Origin of the sequence: Niabella pedocola (assembly GCF_021044425.1) — a bacterium.
Classification (GTDB): Bacteria; Bacteroidota; Bacteroidia; order Chitinophagales; family Chitinophagaceae; genus Niabella; species Niabella pedocola.
In genome coordinates this window covers 181777-198450 of record NZ_JAJNEC010000001.1, presented here as the reverse complement: position 1 = coordinate 198450, position 16674 = coordinate 181777, and the positions used below count along the sequence as shown (strand labels likewise).

The following is a 16674-nucleotide window of genomic DNA, read 5'->3' as shown; positions in this document are numbered from 1 at the left end:
TGCAAAAATCAAATAATCGTCAGGAACGGAATACAACCGGCGTAACAGCCGCCTGTTTCTTAAAGAAGTTTGAAAAATGCGCCACTTCCTCAAAACCGAGGCTGTAGGCAATTTCCGAAATCGTCCAATCGGTTTGCTTTAATAAGATCTTTGCCTCCTGTAATATGCGGTTGCAGATCATCGCGGTGGTGGTTTTTCCGGTATGTTCTTTTAATACTTTATTGAGATGGTTTACATGAACCGCCAGCCGGCCGGCATAGTCCTTGGCCGTGCGCAGCTGTAGTTGCTGCTGCGGCGATTCAATGGGAAACTGCCGCTCCAGCAGCTCGATAAAAAGTGCGGTAACCCGGGCCGCCGCGTTTTGACTGACAACAGTTGCAGGGGCCGGTTGCAGCTTTTGCCCGTAATGGATCAGCTCCAGCACATAATTGCGCAGCAGGTCGTATTTAAAGGCATAATCGGAAGCGATCTCCTTTTTCATCTTCAGAAAGACGGATTCTATTTCCGTTGCCTGCTCACTGGTAATTTCAAAAACAGGATAGCCACCCGGTTGAAAGATCGGCAGCTCTTCCAGCACCACTCCACTTTTATTTTTTACAAGGAAGGCATCTGTGAATACACAAAAATGACCAGACTGATGCGGGTCCTGTGGTATCCAGTGGTACGGCACTTTGGGGGTCGCAAACAAGAGTGCGTTACCGGTAATATCAATCACTTTATCGGCATATTCGGCCCGGTTCTTTCCCCGTATAAGGCTGATCTTATAATAAGCCCTGCGGTTATAGGGCATTTCCTTCTTCCGCTTTACGGCTTCGATCGTGCTGGCAATATCAAACACATTAAAATGCCCGATCTCCCTGCCGATGCCCGGCGGCAATAACGCATTCACCTCCTTACCCGTTAAGGCCGCCGCTTCTTCATAGAAGGTTTCCAGGGATGTGGGTTTAATCGTATTCATAAATTTGCCGTTTGCAAAAATCAAATCAGTCATCTCTACACAGTTAAGAAATCCGCCAACACCAGATAGCCGCTACTTTCTTAATAGTTTATCGATTGTTTTTATTACCAGGCTCCTGTTTTTAGCCGTTGTGATAAAATCAGGGAGCCGTTCCACCATTGTGGTATACATCAACGTTTGTCGTTCTCTCAACTTGGCGATAACGTAATTTTTTATTTCATTCAGATGTTCCCTGTTATACGCCCAAAACAAGGTTCCTCTTATTTCCGCCTGAAACCAAAGTGGCAGGTTGAACACCGGATCCCCTGGTCCCGAATTTTTATAAAATAAATTATAGGCTATATTTCTTGGTTTGTAACTTCTTACGATTCCACAATGGGGGCAGCTCAGGTTTAATTCCTTAATCTGTTCCTTATTATTCGGAATCTTCGCTTCAATTGCTTTTCCACAATTGTCACAAGCTCTTTTTACAATCGCGTTATATCGCACCAATTGCGTCGCATGTTCGCTATAGTTACAATTTTGACAAGTCAGCTTTGCATCTGCCTTATCAAAGGATTGCCCCTTTGAAACGGTGGCACAATGCTTACAACGTGGACATTCCACAAGGAACGCATTCATGTAAGAACGTATGACGGTTGCAGGACCTGAATATCGATCGTTATTTTCCATTAATGAGCAAAACTAACCATTTTAAAACGCTGCCTGTTTGCAAAACAGAAAGCTGTCTTTAATATCTTTAACATTGACTGATTTTTTATCAAAACCAGCTCCCATTTTATGCTTTTCGCTCATAAATCAACTGTACCACACCAGACCGGAAGGCACGTGTTTCCACCAGTTTCAATTCCAGCCGTTCCTTCAGGTCTTCAAACAACGGTTTGCCGCTTCCCAGGGCAATGGGGTGTACCGAGATCCGGTATACATCGATCAAACCGGCATGGATAAAGGTTTTGATCAGGCTGGCCCCGCCGTAGAGCCAGATATCTTTGCCCTCCTGTTGTTTAATTTCACGCACGCGCGCAACCATATCTTCGGTTATAAATGTTGCCTGATCATCCTGCCGGTCATGAGATGAAAAAACATATTTCTTTTTTGAATGTACCGCCGCCCACAACCGTTGCTCCGCATCGCCGGCTGCCGCATCCGGCTGAAAATGGCCCCACTGATCATAACTCACCCGGCCGTAAAAGATGGTGTCAATACCGGAAAGAAAATCATCAAAGTTCATATCATCATCCATGATACACCAGTCGATTTCGCCATTGGGGCCTTCAATAAATCCATCGAGCGTGGTGGCCAGATCCAGGATCACTTTTTTCATATTGGTTTATTTGCCGGTAAAAATAGGAAATTATATTGAGGCCGTATTTCTGTGATTTGGGGGACTGGAAGACCTGGGCGACGCCCTGCTGATTGCTAAAAGCTGATCGCTGACATCTATAAAATCCGTTTCGAATCAGTCATAAACACCCGCGTGCAAACCGTGTACGGATCACCGTTTGGGCGCTCATATTTCAGCTCCACATAAAACGCGTGATACCCCTTAACCGGTAGCGGCTCCTTAACCCTGATGGACGATCCATTACCGGCCGGCAGCTCCCGGCTCATCCATTTTTCATTCCGGAAGTCACGGTCCTCAGAACCGGCATACCAAACCGTAATACCTTTTAGCCCCGCTGTGGTTGTCGTTATATCCAGTTCAACCCGTTTCTTTTTCACCCTTGTGTTCCAGTTACATACCGGGTAGGGTTCTTTTGCCAGGGTCATACCCAAAAAGGCACTCAGCGCCGGCATGGCGGTAATACCCCTGTTGAGATCATGCCCCGCATTGGGCGTATAATGCAGCAGGTTGCGGCCGGGAATGGAGTCCAGGTAATTCTTTACATTATCCACCACCCAATACGGATCATTGGTTCCTATAAAGATCATTTTCGGCATGGTAAGTTTTTCCCGGTAAGCGAACGGATCGATCATGGTCACCAGCTCCCGGCCCTGCGGGCTTGTCATACCCTGTACGATCCCCAGTTTTACATAGTCTTCTATTTCCACACTGTAACCACCATAGGCATCGATCTGGTGCTGGAGGTTGGCCGGCATATTCAGGACGTCGATCACCATCGGGCCAATGGCTGCTACACGGGGATCACTGGCACCGGTGAGCCAGGTGGTCCAGCCGCGCTTGGAGGCACCCGCCACTACAAAGCGGTTCAACACCTGCTGCTGCCACTGTTGGGAAAAGGCCTGTACGGCGTCCATGGCCCGCACAGCACTTTTTACCATGGGAAACAGCAGGGGCCAGCTGTAATCACTGTCTTGCTTAAACTGGTGCAGCGTATATGAAATCGCCGCGTCTTCCGTAAGGTTGTTAAAAATGGGTTGATGGGGTACCTGCCGCAACACTGCTACAATGGCGGCATTGCGGGCAGCGATGGCCCCCATTTGCTGTACCAGGCGGTCGTTCTTACCGCTCCAGTTGGGCATGCCGGTTTCCTTATTATTGCTGCCTCCGGTAATAAACAACAATGCGCCATCATAGCGGGTTTCTTTTGGAATAAGCACGGTGAGCTGGTGCGTCCAGGTATAGCCATGCCATTGTTGCGAGGTCAATAACAATTGGTATGCCGTGCTGTTTTCCAGTTCTGCGGAATCCCTTAGCTCCCATTTATAGGCGGTATCTCCATTATGCAGGTACCGCTCCAGCGCCGTGGTAGCTGTAACGGCCGGCTGTGCCATTGCCTGTACGGTAAACAGCAGTTGCAGCAGGATGGAATACACAAAGGCTTTTTTCATTGCGTTGGGGTTTATTTATATCATTTACGCTCCGGCAAGGGCTTTCACCTGCTCTGTATCACTTTCAAAATGCCCATGGCAGGAGAACTATTCGATTGCACTAAGATACACCAGCGGTTCCAATGATGCTTCATTTGCCGGTGGCAGACAATTTTCAATGAAATAAGCCGCATCCCATCTGGTTAGTATAATGACGTAGGGATTTCTCCACTGCGGTCGAAACGACGAAGTTTTTTTGCAGGAAAGAAATATCATCGTCACTCCGACCCTTGTGGAGGAGTCTCTACGGATTCCTCCACACTTCGGTTCTTTTAATTCGGCTGGTTAGTATGATGACGTAGGGATTTCTCCACTGCGGTCGAAACGATGGAAGTTTTTTTACGAAAGAAATCTCCTCATCATCCCGACCCTTGTGGAGAAGTCTCTATGGATTCCTCCATGCTTCTGGTCTTTTAATCCAGTCTGGTTTGTATGATAACGTAAAGATTTCTCCACTGCGGTCGAAATGACGGAAGTCTTTTTACGAAAGAAATATCATCGTCACCCCGACCCTTGTGGGGGGGTCTCTACGGATGCCTCCATGCTTCCGGTCTTTTAATCCGGCACGGTTTGTATGATGACGTAGGGATTTCTCCACTGCGGTCGAAATGACGGAAGTTTTTTTGCAGGAAAGAAATATCATCGTCACTCCGACCCTTGTGGAGGAGTCTCTATGGATTCCTCCATGCTTCCGGTCTTGTAATCCAGTCTGGTTTGTATGATACGTAGGGATTTCTCCGCTGCGGTCGAAATGACGGAGGATTTGTAGCCAGGCGCTATTTTACAACCATACCTTCCAGATCATAATCATAGGCTTTTTCGATCTGTACATTGTAAAATTCGCCGATCTTTAATTTATCGGTACCAGTAATGATCACTTCATTATCTACTTCCACGCTGTCGAATTCGGTACGGCCGATATAACGGCCCGCTTCCTTTTTATCGATCAGGGTTTTGAAGGTCTTCCCTACTTTTTCCTGGTTAAGTTCATAGGAGATCTCCTGCTGGAATTCCATAACTTCCTGGGCACGGCGCTCTTTTTCCTCCTGGGGAATGGTATCCGCCAGCTGGTAAGCAGTGGTATCCTCTTCATGCGAATAGGTAAAGATGCCCACCCGGTCGAACCGTTCTTTTGCAAGGAATTGCTTTAATTCTTCAATATCATCCAGGGTTTCACCGGGGAAACCGGCGATCAGCGTGGTACGCAAACAAATTCCCGGAACTTTCTCGCGGATAGCGCTCACCAGGTCTTCCATCTCTGCCCGGGTAATCTGCCGTTTCATCGCATTAAGCATATTATTTGCCGCGTGTTGCAGCGGCATATCCAGATAGTTACAGATATTATCCCGCTGACGCATCACATCCAGGATCTCCAACGGAAATTTTGTCGGATACGCATAATGCAGGCGGATCCATTCCAGACCGGGAATATCTGCCAGGCGGTTCATCAGGTCGGGCAGCATCCGTTTTTTGTAAATGTCCAGGCCGTAATAAGTGAGCTCCTGTGCGATCAGCATGATCTCTTTCACGCCTTTCCTTACCAGGCCTTCCGCCTCCGCTACTACCTGCTCCATTGTTTTACTTATATGCTTACCGCGCATCAGCGGGATGGCACAAAACGAACAGGTGCGGTTGCAGCCTTCGGAGATCTTCAGGTAGGCATAATGCCGGGGCGTTGCCAGCAGGCGTTCGCCCAGCAGTTCGGTTTTATAATCGGCTTCAAACTGTTTTAATATCAGCGGCAGTTCCATGGTGCCGAAAAAGGCGTCCACTTCCGGAATCTCTGTTTCCAGGTTGTTCTTATACCGTTCGCTCAAACAACCGGTAACATATACCTTATCCAGTTTACCGCGCTTCTTGTATTCTACCTGTTCTAAAATCGTATTGATGCTTTCCTCCTTGGCCTTATCAATAAAACCACAGGTGTTTACCACCACAATATTGTGATCAAATTTTTTATTCTCGTGGGTTACATCAATATCATTGGCCTTTAGCTGCCCGCTCAGCACCTCACTGTCTACCATATTTTTGCTGCACCCAAGGGTAATGATGTTTACCTTATCCTTCTTTAATGTTTTTGCTTTCAAACCGGATTTTCAATTTTAGAAGCTGCAAAGGTACGATTTGAGGCGGACATGGGCCCCAACAATTGCACCAATACACACGAGCTGGTTTTTATTAATTAAATAGCTGGTTTTCAGCTGTCAGCTGGTCTGAATTTGAAAATTTGAAAATATGGAAATGTGAAAATGAAGATGAGGCGAAAACCGGATGTTGCCCTTAGCTGGAAACAGCCAGGGAATATTTATCCTTTGCCGTTATGGATCTTGGTTTTTGAAATTTGTTTTTTGGGTTTTGCTTTTTGGGTTTTGCTTTTTGGAGCTTTTGTACATTTCCGGGTAAACGGCCAGTTATCCTCCTGCCGATTCCGGCCATTGGGTTTCTACCCCCTGACCGCGGATAAATTCCTGGAATTGCTGCAACAGTTTCCGGTCCTTACGCACCATGGCGGGCATTACCCCCTGTGCTTTTGCAAATACCAGCAGCAATCCAACGGCTTCGCCGATGCTCCATTCCACCGGGTGCAGGCGGTAGCACCCATTGGTGATATGAGTAGTGCCGATATTTTTATTGGCAGGGAAAATATTTTCCATTTTCTCCGGCAGTAAGGCGCCCAGCGGGATCTGGAACGGCAGGGAAGGAAAATCGATATAATTATTACCCCGGCTGCTGGGGTGCAGGTCAATATGGTAATACCCGACACCTACCGAATCAAAAAAATCCGCAGCCTTCGGCTGAGCGGCACCCGTTACCGCTGCCCGCTGCTCCCGCCCTACATGTTCTTCAAGTATGGTAAACTGTGCTTTGATCCTCCGCGATTCGCGGATATACGGGTACTTTGCCAATCCATCGGCCGTGCCCATTATATCGTTGCGCAACCGCAATCCCGGCCATCCTTTACCGCCGGGCCGGGGCGCCTCCGTTTGCAGCCAGTATAAAAGCGATAAACTGAGTTGCCTGGCATGTGCTACATGCTTCTTAAACACCTGTGACGTTACATCTACAATATTCCCCCGCAGGTAATCATTCTGCGGCCAGTTAACCAGGGAAATATCGCCTTTATAAAATCCCTCCTTAAAGTTCTTCCGGTCGATGATCCGCCGGTAATTCCATAAATTCAGCAAGGAGCCCGTGGCACTGCCGTCCGGCGCAAAACCCAGTTCCTTGGGCTGCAGGGTTTGGGGCTGTGCATATTGCAGACTCAGCAATTTTCCCGGCCAGGCCGGTTGCAATGCCGGTATATAGTTGCTCCAGAAGCCATAATCCTCCGGCCGGGATATGGTATGATCGGCGCCCTCAATATAGTCCATGGCAAAGCACATGGTAAATGCCTGGTTATTGCCGGCATCCGCTAACAACGGTGCATGCAGTTCGTTCGTTTGCCCGCGCGACTCGGTACCGGTCATATAAGCGGTACCGGTCAACGGCAGCAGATCGCCCAGTTCGGTAGCATCAATAAAGAAACCGCTTTTCAACAGGATCCGTTCCCCGCTCCTTTCATTCTTTACGGTTACAGCGCTTACCCGCACACCGGCAACTGTTGCTTTTACCGCGCTGTGCTCCGTCAGCAACACCAACTGTCCATTGGACATATAGGGCATCAGGAACTGCCGGATGACGGTTTCCGCTACAGCCGGTTCATGGCAAAGGCGGGACACGGCGCCATTGCCCGGGTTCAGTTGCGGATGATTCTTTGTTTTTTCCGACAGCGGGTAATACTGCCGGTAATAATTGCGGATATGGTTGCGGAGGTTCCGGTAAGACTGCGGCGCTCCGTGTGTTTCAATCCAGGAATGTTCATCGGGTGGTACGCCCTGGGAAGTGAGCTGTCCGCCCAGCCAATCGGTCACTTCTGTAAGGATCACTGTAAACCCGTTTCTTAAACAGGCAAGGGCTGCGGCCACGCCACCCAGACCACCGCCTGCAATCACTACATCGGCCTGCAACTGCGCCGTTCCATTGCCCTTAACTGTTGCGGTGGTTGCTGCAGTGGTAAACGGCAACGCCGTACTCAAAACGGCTCCAGTACTGCTTCCACCCAGCAGTTCCATAAAATCTCTTCGCTTCATAAATGCTGAACAATCGTATAAATGCTGCTAATATAGCCAAACTCTTTCATTCATCCGCTGCATACATACCCGGCAAATACTTTAAACACAGCAAGTAAAACCGTAATATCTTTACAGCTATGAAATGGATACCGGTTTGCTTTTTTTTATTCCTGTTGGGCATCACATCGTGCAAGGAGCGGTTAAAGGAAACTGCCATCAGCAACGGCGTTTCCGATACACTGGCCAATACCCGCCGGCATGCCATTACCGATCTTCAATATGAATTATCGTTTGATATCCCGGAAAACAAAGCAGCGCCCATTGCCGCCCGGGAAAAGGTGGCATTCCGGTATTCCGGTACCGCTGTAACGCCCTTGCTCCTCGATTTTAAGGCAGATACCGGTCAGCTGAAGAAGATGCTGGTAAATGGAAAGGAGGTGCCCATCCGTTACAGCAATGAACATCTTGTAATTCACGAAGACTTACTAAGAAAAGGGCACAATACCATCGTTATCGATTTTATTGCAGGCAACCAGGCATTGAACCGGCGGGATGACTTTTTATATACCTTGTTTGTACCGGACCGGGCCCGGACGGCCTTTCCCTGTTTTGACCAGCCCGATCTTAAAGCCGTCTTTAACCTCACCCTGGTGATTCCGCAGCACTGGGCAGCCATTGCCAATGGCCGGCTGCGCGATTCTGTCATCCGCAATGGCCGCAAGACCCTGCGCTTTGCACCGTCTGACCGGATCAGTACCTATCTCTTTTCATTTGTTGCAGGCACATTTAACGTGGCGCGGGAGCAATGGCGCAATGACACGATCGAATTCCTCTATCGTGAAACCGATGCGGAGAAGACCAGCAACAGCCTGCAGGCGATTTTTGATGAATATAAAAAGGTGATCCGTTTTTATGAAGAATGGACCGGCATCCCCTATCCCTTTCAAAAACACGGACTGGTAGCCATCCCCGATTTCCAGTTTGGCGGCATGGAACACCCCGGTGCCATCTTATTACAGGCCTCCACCCTCTTCCTTACCCGGGATGCTACTGAAGGACAACTCAACAGCCGCTCGCAATTGCTGGCTCATGAAGCGGCCCATATGTGGTTTGGAGACCTGGTTACCATGAGCTGGTTTTCTGATGTATGGATGAAAGAGGTCTTTGCCAATTTCATGGCAGATAAAGCCACCACCATCCCCGGCCGTGAACAGGGTTTTTCCCTGAAGTTTCTTACGGATCATCTGCCACCGGCCTATGCCATCGACCGTACCACGGGCGCCAACCCCATCCGGCAGCCGCTGGAGAATCTTGAAAAAGCCGGCACCCTTTACGGCGGGATCATTTATCATAAATCGCCGGTGATGATGCGACAACTGGAAGAGCTGATGGGCGCCACTGCATTCCGGGAGGGCATACAACAATACCTGAAAAACTACGCCTTCAAGAATGCTTCCTGGCCCGACCTGATCCGGATCCTGGATGCCTACACCCCGGCGGATCTTAACGCGTGGAATGCGGTGTGGGTGAACGAACCGGGCCGGCCTGTATTTGACTACCGGGCCAGCTATGATGCGGCCGGCAACCAGATCACCGGTTTTACCGTTTCACAACAACCGGAATCCGGCCACAGCCGGGTTTGGCCGCAACGTTTTGATATCAGCTTTTATTATAAAGGACTGGTACGCACCATCACCGTTGGCGATAGCCTGGCGGCGCAGGATGTACCACGCGCCACGGAACGGAAACGCCCGCTGTTCATTCAGTTCAATGCCTCCGGGATGGGCTATGGTGTATGGCCGGTTGATACCGCCATGCTGCCGCACTTATTTACCATCGAAAATTATGTAAGCCGCGCCTCGGCTTATATTACGCTGTATGAAAATATGCTCAACGGTCGCTACAATACGCCCGCGCAATTGTTGCAGCTTTTTGCAGACGGGCTGCGCAAAGAAACCGTGGAACTAAACATGCGGTTGCTTACCGGCTATATCAGTGCTATTTACTGGAACTTTATGCTACCGCAACAGCGCCGGCAATGGACCGGGCGTTTGGAAAACAGTATCTGGAGTGCCCTGCAGCAACAAAAAAACCCTAACAACAAAAAGATCCTCTTTGGCTGTTATCAATCGGTATTTGAAACCGAACCGGCCCTGGCGCAGCTCTACGCCATCTGGTACAGCCAGGAACCGCCGGCCAATGTTGTTTTAAAAGAAGAAGACTATACCAGTCTTGCTTTTGCGCTGGCGTTAAGGACCCCAAAAACCGACAGCATCCTGCAGCAGCAGCTTCGCCGGATCAAGGACCCCGACCGCGTTAAACGGTTCCGCATCATCATGCCGGCGCTTTCGCTTGATGCGGCCGTTCGCGACGCGTTTTTTTCCGGGTTGCAAAAACGCGAAAACCGGTCCAACGAATCAGCAACAGGTACCGCGCTTGGCTACCTGCATCATCCGCTGCGGCAGCCGTCGGCAGAAAAATACCTCGACAAAACCCTGGAGCTGCTGCCGGAGATCCAGCGTACGGGTGATATCTTCTTCCCGGGCAACTGGATCCAGTCCAGCTTTGGCAGCTACCAGTCGGCATCCGCCTATGCAATCGTAACCCGCTTTTTGCAGACGCATGCGCAGCTGGATCCCAATTTAAAAGCAAAGATCCTGCAGGGTACCGATAACCTGCGGAGGGCGCGGATGATTGCACGGTAGGCGGTACCGGCCTTTATTTAGCACGCCTTCCGTTTATGATGCCTTGCAACATAAATTAACCTGTGTTAATTTGCGGTTCCTGTAAACTGGTATAAATTGCGCCGGATTTAATTATGTCCATCACATTTAGCAACGAATGCCTATGACATTGGATGCCCATACCACAAGCCCGGCCAGTTATCCCGGTTTTAATTATACGCATGAACAGCTGTATAAATATGCTGAATCATCGGGTATATTTTCGATTATGCTTAAAAATAAAAGCATCGTGCATTTTACGCCGGAGCACCCGGAAACCTTCAAACGCTGGTTAACAGTCAACAATATTTTTGATATTAAATCCTCAACGTCCAGTTAACTGGTCTGCAGGTGCTGCATTTATTCCTCCGCAACGTCGGCTGCAAGAAACACTACGGGAACGGCCTTCTTTTCCGGGTCTCCTGAAAGGGACCCGGAAAACATCTTCATCCACAGCGCCCAGTTAATCAATCTGCAGGTACTGCATTTATTCTTATCACGCCCAAATCAAGAGCGCCGGAAAACCTTTCCTCCGCAGCGTCCGCTGCGAGAGACGCTACGGGAAAGGCAAACATCTGCATTCTTTTCCGGGTCTCCTGAAAGGGACCCGGAAAACATCTTCCTCCACAGCACCCAGTTAACCGGTCTGCAGGTGCTGCATTTATTCTTATCAAGCCCAGGAAAATCAAGAGCACCGGAAAACCTTTCCTCCGCAGCGTCCGCTGCGAGAGACGCTACGGGAAAGGCAAACATCTGCATTCTTTTCCGGGTCTCCTGAAAGGGACCCAGAAAACATCTTTATCCACAGCGTCCAGTTAATCAATCTGCAGGTGCTGCATTTATTTTCATCACGCCCAAATCAAGAGCGCCAGAAAACCTTTCCTCCGCAGCGTCCTCTGCGAGAGACGCTACGGGAACTGCCTTCTTTTCCGGGTCTCCTGAAAGGGACCCGGAAAACATCTTCCTCCGCAGCGTCGGCTGCGAGAGACGCTGCGGAAACGGCATGATATTAGTAGAACATGCTGCCGGGAAATAACAAATAAAACAATGAAGTGATTGGTTAAACAGCATTATTGCCCAATACCCCAATCCTTATTGGGTGCTGGCCCCATCTCCAGCTCCAGCCGGCCGCCTTTGAGCAGTTCGCCGGCGGGAAAACGGAAGCTATGCAGCACACGGCCATTGAGCCGCGCCCCTTGTATATATTTATTTTCCTTTGATGCCGCCGGGGCGCTGATCACAAATTGCGTTCCGCGGCCATACCGGTTGCCCAGGTTAATAACCACTTTTTTATACAGCGGACTGGTGATCTCATATTCCGGGTTCACATTGCAGCCGCCATCCGTTTGAAACAGACCCAGCGCGGCCATCACAAACCAGCTGCTCATTTGGCCCTGGTCTTCATCGCCCAGGTAGGCATCGGCGGTACCAAAACCATAATAACGATCGAGGATGGAACGGCTCCATTGCTGTGTTTGCCAGGGCTGGCCGGCCCAGTTAAACAGGAAGGCAAAGTGCATGGATTGCTGATTGCCCTGCACCACCGGAAAATCCCAGTACTGATCGCCGGGTGCATTATACCGCCAGGGTTCACTGGCTTTAAATCCCTTTGTAAGCCGGTCTGCAAAGCGTTCCTTACCCACGGCACGGATCAGTGCGGGCACATCCTGCGGTACAAAATACGTAAGCTGCCAGGCATTGCCCTCTACATACTGATGATTGGCGCCGGATTTATAAGGATCAAAATTTTGTTCCCATTGCCCGTTGCTGTACCGCATGCGGGCATAGCCCGAAACCGTATCGATCGCATGTTTCCACCAGCTTCCCCGTTCATTAAAAACGGCCGCTTCGGGTTTGCGCATGGCCGTTGCCAGCTGCCCTACCGTCCAGTTATCATAGGCGTATTCCAGCGTGTTGGAAAACCGCCCCTTATCTGCCGGTACATATTGGTATTTTAGAAAGGCTTCAATATCGCGGTTACCGGCAAATCCATTGCCCACCCGCTCCGGCTTTGATGTAGCTGTTTTTACCACCGCTTTAAACAGCTTTTCGGTATCATAATCCCGGATGCCCATCTGGTAAGCGCTTACCAGCAACGGAATTTCGTGCTCGCCCACCATTACCGGTATGTATTCCATTCCTGCCGGTCCCTTTGCCAGCCAGCCATTGGCATCAAACATGGCCAGCTGTGAACGCACCCATTTGCCGGACCATTCCGGTGCCACCAGGTTCCACACCTGGTTCAGGTTCCAGAACGTATTCCAGAAGGCATCGCAACCCAGTGCATGGTCTCCCGGTTTTTTCAGTTGTTGTATCTTTTCGGTGGCATCTACCCAGCGCCCATCCACGTCGCTAAACGTGTTCCTGCAGAAGCTGCGGTAAAGATTGGTGTAGAACCGCATTTTTTCCCGGCTGTCGTCACTGGTGATGGTAACCCTGCCCAGGAGCGCATTCCATGCGTTTACCTGGTGTTGCCGCACGGCATTAAAATTCCAGCCAAATGGCGTGGTAACCTCTTCCTGCAGGTTGCGCCGCGCCCCGGCGGCATCTACATAAGAGATGCCGGTACGCACCTGCACCACCGGGTTTTGACGGGTATCAAACTCCACATAACAGCCCATCTCGTCCGGTTGCTCCGCCTCCAACCCGCGCTCACCGGTTACCGCATCATTGATCCAGCCGCCCATCTTTTTAATGGGCCGGTCAAACTCCATACGGAAATAAATGGTATAATCCTGATCGGCATCGGCCGACCATACATTTTTTGATTGTTGTATGCTATACCCTTCAATGGCCTGCGCATCTACCCGTGTGATGCGGGCTTTGAGAATTTTATAATCATACTCCGCCGGAATTTTCAGATCGATCATAATACGCCCGTCCTGCTCTTGCGGATAGGTATACCGCTGAAAGCTGCAACGGGTGGTGGAAGTCAGTTCCGCTTTAATATTGTAGTTCACCAGGTCGGCTTTATAATAACCCAGCGGGGCCTCCTCCGTAGCCTTATTGATCCGCGACCGGTAGCCGGTGGTATCATTTTTCAACGCAGACTCATCGCCCATTTTTATCTTTAACGGTCCGTTCACCGGCAGCGTTCCCAGCCCGGCCATCGTCCACTCATGCACATGGCTAAAGGTGCCGATGCTTTCAAATACCGGGTCATAACCCGCCTGCCAGCCGGCATTCTGGTTATCCGGACTGATCTTTACCATGCTAAAGGGCATCCAGGGTCCCGGCGCAATCATCCACCGGGAATGTGCGGTACCAAGGAACGTATTCACATAATCCGAAGGCAGCACCAATGGCTGCGGCCCCCTGTTAACCACACCGGAAGCCACCTGCTTTCCATCAGCAAAGATGGTATACCGGCTACGGATGTTCTTTGTTGCCGCCGGCATGGGTACCTCCAGTACCGCCGCACCGGCTTCCAGTTTTTTATTAAAAATAGTGCGCCCATCCAGCCTCACGTTTAACACGGGCCGGCCATCTGTATGCACCATATCTACCAGCAGCGGCTGTATCGCGGCATCCAGTTTCCAGGGAGCCGCCTTTATGTTCCGGATGAGTACAGCGGCCGGCGCCGGGCTGAGGATCGTGTTTCCTCCGCCGGTCATGCGAAGATCATCAAACACCAGCCAGGAACCTTCAAGACTGGCGAGCTGTACTTCGTTCACTCCTGTTTTAAGAGTGGCTGCATCCAGCGGTATCGTGATCGTGTGCTGCAGCGGGTTCCGGCTCTCTCCCTCAGGCGCTCCTTCAGCAGTGCCCCCGGGCAAACGAAAATTCCACGACCGGCCATTGACCGTAATTTTCAGGTAAGGCGGTATCTTAAAATGGGTTTGCAGGATATCCACGATGAGGTTACCGGCAGATGCAGGGTCTGCCGATTTCAGTTCAAACAATACATTCAGTACCTGGGTACGGATGCCGGCGGTAGGACTGGTACCGCCCCATGCATCGGCCGGACCGGGCAGCACATAGGGCCAGTTTTTTTTTGGATCCGAATGCCCGACGATGTATTGCCGGTTTTCCCATCCAAAATCTTCCTTCAGAAAATCCTGGTACCTGCCGGGCGCCAGGGCAAACTCGGCGGCACTGTTGTCTTTTTTCCCGATGCTCCAGATCATCCGTTCCTGGCTGTTGCAAAGGATGGCAACCGCTGTAAGATAAACGGACAGTACGATTCTTTTCAGTAAAATATATGTATGCATAATGTTTATTGATATTAGAACGTTTTTGATCGGGTGGCCGGCTTTTGTACTGCTATGGGCTTTACTTGCGTCGCACATTTCAGCTTTAGTAACACGATCGGCAACCGGAATTTCTGGTGATTGAATTTAACCACTTCTTCATGATTTCATTTTAACGCAAAGAGCGCAAGGGCCACGCGAAGTGCGCCAGGGATATCTCCCATAACGACGTTCATTGCGACCGTTGCGGATACATTGCGTCCTTCGCGGTTCAATCGATTCTTCATGATTTCATTTTAACGCAAAGAGCGCGAGGGTCACGCGAAGTGCGCCAGGGATATCTCCCACAACGACGTTCATTGCGACCGTTGCGGATGCTTCGCGTCCTTCGCGGTTAAATCAGAACCGCAAGCGCAATCAGCGCATCTGCGGCAATCATAAAATCGCTTAATCACATTGATTCACCACGGCCTATTCATTACTAAGCGCCCCCTACTTCACCGAGTTTGCCCAGTCCCTTAACATTTCTATCGCGTCATACAATACCCCGGCTTCTCCCCTGAAATCGCCCGACCCGGAGGCCTTGCCGTTGCGCACATCATACCATTCGTAAAAGCCTTTATTCTTCAATACCCGGTCAATCATCGGACTCATTTCCGCGTAGGCTTCCCGGGCCATCCCGTTGGCTGTAAGCGCATGGATCATCCGTCCGCCAAACCAGGTCCAGTCTCCCGCATTCTGGTAATGATAGGCGGCCATATTGGGAAATTCTTCCACGGGATAAGGCGGGTAAACCGTCATGCCGATCGTGGCGAATTTTTCCTTTTCTGCGGCTTTTAAAAACTGATCATTGATCTTTTTTATTTCTGCATTGCTATGCATACCTGCAAGAATGGCACAGGTGGTACCACCGGTATACAGGATGCTACGCTCATCAAAGCTTTTTGAAAACGGGCTTCCGTTTAAATAAATATGGGGAATGTATTTTGCCCGTCCGGCATCCCAGAGCTGTTTGCGGATATTCTTTTTGATGGTATTGGCCGTGGCCTGCCATTTTTTATGCAGATCCCCGGACTGCGGCGTCATTCCGATAAAATCATTCAGGGCCATTACAAACATAGCGTTATCATAAATATCAATGGACCATTTTGTTTTTTCATTCAATGCCACACCCCAGCCCTTTTCCGGCTGCACATCGCCCCAATCGATGGTGGTGGCGCCCTTCACCAGCCCGTATTCCTTCGACCAGCGCTCCTTCATTACATAGTTCAGTGCCGCTTCCAGCCGCTCCAGTACGGTTTGTCCGCCGATGGTTTCCTGCAGGATGGCTTTATCACCGGTAACATCGATGTATTTCTTTACCGCCTGCACCAGTGATGATTCCTGGTCGGTTTCCACGGTATTCTTATGAGCGGCCCAATCCGGTGCCAGCGTGGAATAGCTGTAGTTATAACCGATGTTTGCCTGTTTTTTATTGATGGCCCCGTCGGGAATATTTCCATCGGCACCCTGTATTTTAAAGAACAATAACAGGGCATCCTTTACATCCTTTTGATCCCTTACCTTCAGCGAGCCCTTAATAAAGGTATTAAAATCGCGGATCCAGATCTCTCCATAACCGGTACCGGCATTAAACCCGGTAAGGATCCGCAACGCACGGGCCCTTACAGTATCCAGCCGCTCATCGGTCAGAATCTGTGCGGCCAGCTCTTTTTTGCTGATACCACCCTTTGCCACCCGGCCGGCATAGGACGCCAGGCTCAGCTTCCCGGTTTGCGCCTGCGCCCCGGCCAGTAAAAAAACAATGTTCAATAAAAATAGTCGCTTCATAAATGTTATTTATTCTTCTGTTTAAATCG

Annotated in this window: 9 protein-coding genes; 1 reads left to right on the top strand and 8 read right to left on the bottom strand. The window is 50.0% G+C overall.

Features of this window, described 5'->3' with window-relative positions; all coding sequences use genetic code 11:
* Positions 1-19: 19 nt before the first annotated feature.
* The 6 genes from LQ567_RS00735 to LQ567_RS00710 all read right to left on the bottom strand — a co-directional run bounded on the left by LQ567_RS00735 (position 20) and on the right by LQ567_RS00710 (position 7920).
* Positions 20-958, bottom strand: coding sequence for a helix-turn-helix domain-containing protein (locus LQ567_RS00735; RefSeq protein WP_231002133.1), 939 nt, complete (start codon positions 956-958; stop codon positions 20-22).
* 72 nt (positions 959-1030) lie between these two features.
* The gene (locus tag LQ567_RS00730; protein WP_231002132.1) at positions 1031-1630 is read right to left on the bottom strand and encodes a hypothetical protein; all 600 of its coding nucleotides are present in this window, start codon (positions 1628-1630) and stop codon (positions 1031-1033) included.
* A 106-nt stretch (positions 1631-1736) separates the two neighbouring features.
* Positions 1737-2282 carry a dihydrofolate reductase family protein gene (locus LQ567_RS00725; RefSeq protein WP_231002131.1) on the bottom strand — a complete coding sequence of 182 codons (546 nt, stop codon included), beginning with the start codon at positions 2280-2282 and terminating at the stop codon, positions 1737-1739.
* Positions 2283-2398: 116 nt separating this feature from the next.
* On the bottom strand, positions 2399-3751 hold the full coding sequence (locus tag LQ567_RS00720; protein ID WP_231002129.1) for a PhoPQ-activated pathogenicity-related family protein: 1353 nt from the start codon (positions 3749-3751) through the stop codon (positions 2399-2401).
* A gap of 815 nt (positions 3752-4566) precedes the next feature.
* Complete coding sequence (gene rimO / locus LQ567_RS00715) at positions 4567-5877, bottom strand: 30S ribosomal protein S12 methylthiotransferase RimO (RefSeq protein ID WP_231002127.1); 1311 nt, start codon at positions 5875-5877, stop codon at positions 4567-4569.
* Positions 5878-6201: 324 nt separating this feature from the next.
* Positions 6202-7920, bottom strand: coding sequence for an FAD-dependent oxidoreductase (locus LQ567_RS00710; RefSeq protein WP_231002125.1), 1719 nt, complete (start codon positions 7918-7920; stop codon positions 6202-6204).
* A 119-nt stretch (positions 7921-8039) separates the two neighbouring features.
* Between LQ567_RS00710 and LQ567_RS00705 the strand changes: the two genes are divergently transcribed.
* A complete protein-coding gene (locus tag LQ567_RS00705) occupies positions 8040-10607 on the top strand; it encodes a M1 family metallopeptidase (RefSeq protein ID WP_231002123.1) in 2568 nt (855 codons plus the stop codon).
* A 1088-nt stretch (positions 10608-11695) separates the two neighbouring features.
* Here the strand turns inward: LQ567_RS00705 and LQ567_RS00700 are convergent.
* Positions 11696-14836, bottom strand: a complete 3141-nt coding sequence (locus tag LQ567_RS00700) for a GH92 family glycosyl hydrolase (protein ID WP_231002121.1) — start codon at positions 14834-14836, stop codon at positions 11696-11698.
* A 471-nt stretch (positions 14837-15307) separates the two neighbouring features.
* Complete coding sequence (locus LQ567_RS00695) at positions 15308-16645, bottom strand: glucosidase family protein (RefSeq protein WP_231002120.1); 1338 nt, start codon at positions 16643-16645, stop codon at positions 15308-15310.
* Positions 16646-16674: the final 29 nt, after the last annotated feature.

What these genes read in the sequence shown, in the direction of transcription:
- LQ567_RS00735 (WP_231002133.1), bottom strand. Translation starts at nt 958, where the DNA reads ATGAATACGATTAAACCCACATCCCTGGAAACCTTCTATGAAGAAGCG.
- LQ567_RS00730 (WP_231002132.1), bottom strand. Translation starts at nt 1,630, where the DNA reads ATGGAAAATAACGATCGATATTCAGGTCCTGCAACCGTCATACGTTCT.
- LQ567_RS00725 (WP_231002131.1), bottom strand. Translation starts at nt 2,282, where the DNA reads ATGAAAAAAGTGATCCTGGATCTGGCCACCACGCTCGATGGATTTATT.
- LQ567_RS00720 (WP_231002129.1), bottom strand. Translation starts at nt 3,751, where the DNA reads ATGAAAAAAGCCTTTGTGTATTCCATCCTGCTGCAACTGCTGTTTACC.
- LQ567_RS00710 (WP_231002125.1), bottom strand. Translation starts at nt 7,920, where the DNA reads ATGAAGCGAAGAGATTTTATGGAACTGCTGGGTGGAAGCAGTACTGGA.
- LQ567_RS00705 (WP_231002123.1), top strand. Translation starts at nt 8,040, where the DNA reads ATGAAATGGATACCGGTTTGCTTTTTTTTATTCCTGTTGGGCATCACA.
- LQ567_RS00700 (WP_231002121.1), bottom strand. Translation starts at nt 14,836, where the DNA reads ATGCATACATATATTTTACTGAAAAGAATCGTACTGTCCGTTTATCTT.
- LQ567_RS00695 (WP_231002120.1), bottom strand. Translation starts at nt 16,645, where the DNA reads ATGAAGCGACTATTTTTATTGAACATTGTTTTTTTACTGGCCGGGGCG.